General features: G+C 40.3%; 10 protein-coding genes. All 10 read left to right on the top strand.

Annotated features, from left to right (window positions below; genetic code table 11):
• The first annotated feature begins 76 nt into the window (after nt 1-76).
• The 10 genes from LI164_RS06915 (at nt 77) to guaA (ending at nt 7,015) form a co-directional block, all read left to right on the top strand.
• A complete protein-coding gene (locus LI164_RS06915; protein WP_227086915.1) occupies nt 77-550 on the top strand; it encodes a hypothetical protein in 474 nt (157 codons plus the stop codon).
• Nucleotides 547-897, top strand: coding sequence for a transglutaminase-like domain-containing protein (locus LI164_RS06910; RefSeq protein ID WP_255642262.1), 351 nt, complete (start codon nt 547-549; stop codon nt 895-897). Before LI164_RS06915 ends, LI164_RS06910 begins: the two co-directional genes overlap by 4 nt.
• Complete coding sequence (locus tag LI164_RS06905) at nt 812-1,276, top strand: thioredoxin family protein (protein ID WP_227086917.1); 465 nt, start codon at nt 812-814, stop codon at nt 1,274-1,276. The genes LI164_RS06910 and LI164_RS06905 overlap by 86 nt, the downstream gene beginning before the upstream one ends.
• Nucleotides 1,263-1,409: a CD1871A family CXXC motif-containing protein gene (locus LI164_RS06900; protein ID WP_005343008.1), complete on the top strand. Its 147-nt coding sequence runs from the start codon at nt 1,263-1,265 to the stop codon at nt 1,407-1,409. The genes LI164_RS06905 and LI164_RS06900 overlap by 14 nt, the downstream gene beginning before the upstream one ends.
• 5 nt (nt 1,410-1,414) lie before the next feature.
• Entirely contained in the window at nt 1,415-2,140 is a 726-nt protein-coding gene (locus tag LI164_RS06895) for a hypothetical protein (protein ID WP_331464347.1), read from the top strand.
• Between the two features lie 349 nt (nt 2,141-2,489).
• Entirely contained in the window at nt 2,490-3,077 is a 588-nt protein-coding gene (locus LI164_RS06890; protein ID WP_227086914.1) for a manganese efflux pump MntP family protein, read from the top strand.
• A 74-nt stretch (nt 3,078-3,151) separates the two neighbouring features.
• Nucleotides 3,152-3,418, top strand: coding sequence for a sporulation transcriptional regulator SpoIIID (gene spoIIID, locus LI164_RS06885; protein ID WP_005333337.1), 267 nt, complete (start codon nt 3,152-3,154; stop codon nt 3,416-3,418).
• A gap of 138 nt (nt 3,419-3,556) precedes the next feature.
• Nucleotides 3,557-3,787: an HPr family phosphocarrier protein gene (locus LI164_RS06880; RefSeq protein ID WP_005333338.1), complete on the top strand. Its 231-nt coding sequence runs from the start codon at nt 3,557-3,559 to the stop codon at nt 3,785-3,787.
• 116 nt (nt 3,788-3,903) lie between these two features.
• Nucleotides 3,904-5,265: an MATE family efflux transporter gene (locus LI164_RS06875; RefSeq protein WP_227086913.1), complete on the top strand. Its 1,362-nt coding sequence runs from the start codon at nt 3,904-3,906 to the stop codon at nt 5,263-5,265.
• 202 nt (nt 5,266-5,467) lie between these two features.
• A complete protein-coding gene (guaA, locus tag LI164_RS06870) occupies nt 5,468-7,015 on the top strand; it encodes a glutamine-hydrolyzing GMP synthase (RefSeq protein ID WP_005333345.1) in 1,548 nt (515 codons plus the stop codon).
• The last annotated feature ends 60 nt before the right edge of the window (nt 7,016-7,075 follow it).

The following is a 7,075-nucleotide window of genomic DNA, read 5'->3' as shown; positions in this document are numbered from 1 at the left end:
GAAAACAAAATAATTTTTTTCTCATTTAACTATTGACATTTATTAGCTGGACTTAAATAATTTTATAAGTAATAATTTGACTGACTATTTCTTAATGATCAGTGTACTTGCTTTTGCCTCACCACCGACAGACTTTGCACCAGTGTATTTTGCTTTCAGATCGTCCAGTTCTGTATTATATGATGTTCCGGTTGCTCAGGATACAGATTATCAGACAATCAAAGACGTAACTTACGATGTAAACGGTGCTGAAGGAAAAATTACAGAAGATGCACTTGGAAACAAAATGCTTTACATTGAGTGGGATAAAGACACAGCAGCCGCTGACCGTACAGCTACATGTTCTTTCCACGTAGACAGAGAAGAAATCTTACGTCCAGAGCTCAAAGAAGAGGGTGAGCCGGGATCTGACTTAGACGAGTATCTTGAGGCCTCAAGCACAATCCCGGTAGACGGAGTTGTAAAAGAGACAGCTGACGAAATTACAAAGGGAAAAGATACTATCTTGACAAAGCAAGAGCAATTTATGATTGGATTATCGCTAATATGAACCGTGATGAGAGTGTAAAAGGTTGTGGCCAGGGAGATGTATGTGTACTTCTTGATACAAAGGGTGGAAAATGTACAGACATTAACTCCGTATTTGTAGGCCTTTGCCGTGCATCAGGAATTCCTGCAAGAGAAATGTTCGGTGTTCGTATCAATGATACAGATATCACAAAGAATCAGCATTGCTGGGCAGAGTTCTATCTTCCAGGATTTGGCTGGGTAGCAGCAGATCCGGCAGATGTACTGAAAGCAGTTCTGAAGAATAGCTGGGACAAAGAATGCTTCATTTCCGTCTGCTGTAAATGTATTTTCTACGACAGATCTGGAAGGCAATACAGTCACCAATGATATCTTTTCACAGGCAGATTTAACAGTCGTGAATTTCTGGGGAACATTCTGCAATCCTTGTATCGATGAGATGCCGGAACTTGCAAAGTGGAATGAGGAAATGCCTGACAACGTACAGATGCTTGGAGCAATCGTAGATGTAGAAACTGTAGATTCTGACGAATATGCACTGGCACAGCAGATTGTGGAAAAAACGGGTGTAACTTATGAAAATGTTATTGCACCGGGAGCATTTGACCAGTTCATTAATAAACTGGCAGGCGTTCTTACAACAGTATTTATTGATAAAAACGGAAAAGTTGTAGGAGAAGCTATTGTAGGTGCGAAGGTAGAAGAATACAAACAGCAGGTAGAGGATTATTTGAATGAGCAGAAATAACAAGATTGCAGTGCAGGTATTAGGTTTCTGTGTGGCGGCAGTTATGATTATATATGGTGTTAGCCGGGGAGAAACAGCTATCATATTTAATAAGGCGGTGAATATCTGCCTGGAATGTATTGGGTTAGGATAAGTGATATGAAGATTAATCAGGAAATGAAACGAAAAATTGTTCAAGTAGCGGCATTTGTCTACTCGAATACATATATTGGAAATTTCGTATCAGGTCAGATTTACAAAGGAAGCTGGAAAAAAGTTCTGCAATCCCGGAATGAACTGTTATTCATGTCCGGCTGCAAGACTTGCCTGTCCGATTGGAGCTATGCAGGCAGTCAGTGGTTCTTTCCATTTTCAAAGAAAAAATTATGGAAATGGCTTACTTATGTAAAAAATGTGTTGATGGCAGTGTTTGTCGTTATCATGCCGGTTACGATGGTCAATGAGCTGGGAATGAGCAGCCCGGCGTTTTGCGAATACATTTGCCCGGCAGGAACGCTGGAAGGTGGAATTCCACTTTTAAGTACGCACCCGGAGTTACGCGCAATACTGGGAGCACTGTTTTCTGTGAAAGCATGTATTTTGATCATAACTTTAATCGGCTGCCTGTCTGTCTGCCGGTTCTTCTGTAAAGTCATGTGTCCACTTGGAGCAATCTACGGACTACTGAATAAAGTCAGCATTTACCATATGGAATGCAATAAAAAAACTTGTGTCTCCTGTGGAAAATGTCATAACATATGTCCAATGGATGTAGATCCAGTGAAGAATCCCAATTCTGCAGAGTGCATCCGATGTGGAAAATGTGTGGCATCATGCCCGAAAGAATCACTGGCTTTGAAGTTCGTATATGGAAAAAAGGGATAGCTTCATAAATGTCTTCAGAAAATAAGTTCAGAAAATAAAGCATCAGAAAATAAATTGCAGAAAATAAATTCTGTCAATAAACGACACGCTTATTGACAAAATTTATCAATTATGTTATCGTGTCTCCTTGTAAAAGATTATGATTTGTGAGGGAGTAGCAGGCGTATATCAGATGAAAACGGATTCTGAACGCAACAAGTCAACATACTGATCTTTTAGATCTGGCTTGTTTTAATTTGTGAGACTCACGTATGGCTGTAAAGCTTATACGTGGACTCTCTTTATATGGAAGTATTGACCAGGTATGGCAGACAGCTGTACCTGGTTTTTATATAGGAGGAAATGAACGATGAACTGGAATTTTTTGTTTTTTATGAACAGCGCTCTTTTGGGAGTGGGGTTGGCAATGGATGCATTTTCTGTGTCACTTGCGAATGGAATGAATGAAAAAAAGATGAAGAAATCTCGTATGGCCTATATTGCAGGAGTGTATGCATTTTTTCAGTTTCTGATGCCTATGGTGGGTTGGATTTGCGTACATACAATTGTGCAGCTATTTGGTCAGTTTCAGAAATGTATCCCTTGGATTGCATTAATACTATTGCTTTATATTGGCGGAAGCATGATATGGGAATCAGCAAAAGGCGAAGAAGAAATTGAAGAAGTAAAAAAATTAAGTTTCGCAGTATTGATGCTGCAGGGAATTGCAACATCCATTGATGCATTATCTGTAGGATTTACTATTGCAGATTATGGATTTGTTATGGCGCTGGTCTGTTCCATTATCATTGCAGTTGTGACATTTGCGATATGTGAGACAGGCTTATATCTTGGAAAGACATTAGGAACAAAGCTGGCCGGAAAAGCAGATGTCTTAGGTGGAGTGATTCTGACTGGTATTGGAATCGAGATATTTGTGAAAGGCGTATTTTTCTAGGAAAGGGTGAAGCAGACATACATCACCACATCCCTGCATAGATTGTAAAAAAACAAACTATGCAGGGGTTTTCTATGAAGGATTATATTGAAGAGCGGGCGGTGGAAATCGCATATTATATTATTGAAAATAAAGCGACTGTCCGGCAGACTGCGAAGAAATTCGGAATGAGCAAGAGCACGATACATAAGGACGTCACGGAGCGTCTGCTGCAGATCAATCCGGCACTGGCGGGGGAGGCAAGGAAGGTGTTGGATCAGAATAAGTCGGAAAGGCATATCCGTGGTGGACTTGCTACGAAAGAGAAGTATCTTCATCAACATATGCTAAGACAGCATTAAGCGGTGTTAAGATACTGTTAAAAATATCAGATTTGTGCATACAAAGGGATTTTGAAAGCTAATATTTTGGCGTATTTGTCTCTTTTTTTCCGTCTCCGATTGTGCTAACATGTAGCACAGCAAAGGAGGTATGACATTATGAGTCAGAGAACAATCATATTTTCGAGCCCTGAAGACGTTCTGAATTTTGTTAGAACAGTTGAAAAGTACCCTTATGATATGGATCTGGAAAGCGGACGCGCCGTTGTAGATGCAAAGTCACTTTTAGGTCTGATGAATCTGGGACTCAACAAAGAAATTGAGTTAAAAGTTTACGATGAAAACTGCCAGGATCTGTTTGATGAAATTTCAGAGTACTTTGCAGCATAAGCAGTCATCAGGATATTTATGAATGAAGATCTAATGATAGAAGATCAAAAGAAAATTAATCTTGTGGGGAAAAACTTCTCGTCGTATAATAGGTGCGGTGAGGAGTTTTTTGAATTATGAAAAAATGTAATGTTGACCGGAGTCATTATCTGTTTGATAATCAGGCTCTGGTATCTTTAATTGTACCATTAATTATTGAGCAGCTTTTAACAGTGCTGGTTGGAATGGCAGATTCCATTATGGTTGCAAATGTTGGTGAAGCAGCGGTGTCTGGTGTTTCGTTGGTAGACCAGATTATGGTCCTTCTGATTAATATATTTGCAGCACTGGCAACAGGAGGTGCTGTTGTTGCAGGACAGTACCTTGGACAGAAAAATAAAGAACAGGCATGTAAGTCTACGACACAGCTCATGTGGTCTATGGGATTTATTTCCCTTGTCATTACAGCATTTGTATATGCGTGCAAATATTGGATTTTGCATGGGGTGTTCGGACAGATTGAGGCAGATGTTATGCATCATGCAGATGTTTATCTTCTGATCGTGACAGCATCTATTCCATTTATCGCATTGTACAATGGTGGGGCAGCAGTATTTCGGGCAATGGGAAATTCAGAAGTGTCCATGAGGGTGTCATTGCTTATGAATGCAATCAATGTAAGTGGAAATGCAATCTTAATTTACGGGTTTCATTGCGGAACAGAAGGTGTTGCGATTCCAACGCTAGTGTCCAGATTTGTAGCAGCATTTATCATAATAAAACTATTATTAAAGGATAAATGGTCGTTACATCTGGAACGAACATTTCGTTTCAATCCGGATTGGAGCATGATCAGGAAAATATTGAGCGTGGGAATTCCTAATGGACTTGAAAATAGTATGTTCCAGCTTGGAAAAGTTCTGGTGCTGAGCCTGGTATCCACATTCGGAACTTATGCGATTGCAGCAAATGCAGTTAGCAATGTCATTACGTTATTTTCCATTTTGCCGGGACAGGCAATCTGTTTGGCAGTAACTACTGTAATTGCGAGGTGTGTTGGGGCAGGAGATTATGAACAGGCAAAATATTACAATAAAAAACTAATTCTGCTTACGCACATAGGAATGGCAATCACAATTTTTATTGTATTTATCACATTGCCATTTATTTTAAAAGTGTACAATCTTTCAGAAGCTGCATCTGAGGCTACGAGACACATTATCTGGTTCCATGGCTTTTGTGCAATATTGATTTGGGCTGAATCATTTACATTGCCGGCAACATTCAGAGCTTGCGGTGATGCAAAGGCATGTATGATTATTTCTACAGTATCTATGTGGATTTTTCGAGTAGGAGCCAGTTATATTCTCGGGAAAAATCTTGGGCTTGGAGTTTTTGGAGTCTGGGTGGCTATGATTATCGATTGGGCATTCCGTTCACTATTATTTGGAATCCGTTATTTTAGCGGAAAGTGGAAAAAGCATGCACTTGTAAGTTAGATATTGCTATATGCCATTCAGGTAAGAAAAAATTCGGTAGAAGCAGAGTCATTATTTATAAAATGTGAAAAAATTCTAGAGAATTTAAAAGAGAATTTCAGAAAAATGTGGGAATACATAGAGAATGCTAGAAAGTTGCTTGTCAAGGTGACAGACGTACATTATAATAAAATTAGCGTATTTAATTTAGGAGGAAAATCTTGTGAAGAGAGAATTAGTAATTGTCATTGATTTTGGCGGACAGTACAATCAGTTAGTTGCAAGACGTGTCAGAGAATGCAATGTGTACTGCGAAATCTATTCTTATAAGACAGATCTTGAGAAGATAAAAGAAATGAATCCTAAGGGAATCATTTTAACTGGCGGACCGAACAGTTGCTATGAAGAAGGAGCACCGACCTGTTCAAAAGAATTATTCGAGATGGGAATTCCGGTACTTGGACTTTGCTATGGTGCACAGCTTATGATGCACGTGCTTGGCGGAAAAGTCGAGAAGGCTGAGGTCAGTGAATATGGTAAAACAGAGGTTCTGGTTGACAAGACCGAATCTAAGTTGTTCAAAGATGTATCTGAGAAGACTATCTGCTGGATGAGCCATACAGATTATATTTCTCAGATAGCACCGGGATTTGAAATTTCTGCACACACAGCAGACTGCCCGGTAGCAACAGCAGAGAATGCAGATAAGAATCTGTATGCGATTCAGTTCCACCCGGAGGTACTTCATACAGCAGAAGGAACAAAGATGCTTTCCAACTTCGTTCTTGGTGTCTGTGGATGCGCCGGAGACTGGAAGATGGATGCATTTGTAGAGAATACGATCAAAGAAATCCGTGAGAAAGTCGGAGATGGAAAAGTGCTTTTGGCATTATCAGGAGGAGTCGATTCTTCTGTTGCAGCAGGTCTGTTATCCAGAGCAATCGGAAAGCAGTTGACATGCGTATTTGTAGATCATGGTCTTCTGCGTAAAGATGAAGGAGATGAAGTTGAAGGAGTATTCGGACCGAATGGTCAGTTTGATCTGAACTTTATCCGTGTCAATGCACAGCAGAGATATTATGATAAACTGGCAGGAGTTACAGAGCCTGAAGCAAAACGTAAGATTATCGGTGAAGAATTTATCCGTATCTTTGAGGAAGAAGCAAAGAAAATCGGTGCAGTAGATTTTCTGGCACAGGGAACGATATATCCGGACGTTGTAGAGAGTGGACTTGGCGGAGAATCCGCAGTTATCAAATCTCATCATAACGTAGGAGGGCTTCCGGACTACGTTGATTTCAAAGAAATCATCGAGCCGCTCCGCGACTTGTTTAAGGACGAGGTAAGAAAAGCTGGGCTTGAACTTGGAATTCCAGAAAACCTGGTATTTCGTCAGCCATTCCCAGGACCGGGACTTGGAATCCGAATTATCGGAGAAGTAACAGCTGAGAAAGTAAGAATTGTTCAGGACGCTGATGCAATCTACAGAGAAGAGATTGCAAAAGCTGGACTTGATCGTGATATTAACCAGTACTTTGCAGCACTTACAAATATGCGAAGTGTAGGAGTTATGGGAGATTTCAGAACATATGATTATGCAGTAGCGCTTAGAGCTGTAAAGACAATCGATTTCATGACAGCCGAGGCAGCAGAAATTCCATACGAAGTATTGAATAAAGTCATGAACCGAATTATAAACGAGGTGAAAGGAGTCAACAGAGTATTCTATGATCTGACGAGTAAGCCACCTGGAACGATCGAGTTTGAATAGTTGACGCTGGGCTACAAAGCCCGTAACCACGGGGCTTTGCGGCTTTGGGTGTTTGAAATT

Origin of the sequence: Dorea sp. 210702-DFI.3.125 (assembly GCF_020560945.1) — a bacterium.
Taxonomy (GTDB): Bacteria; Bacillota; Clostridia; order Lachnospirales; family Lachnospiraceae; genus Dorea; species Dorea formicigenerans.
The sequence above is the reverse complement of the archived record's forward strand: the minus strand, read 5'-3'. Positions and strand labels throughout refer to the sequence as shown.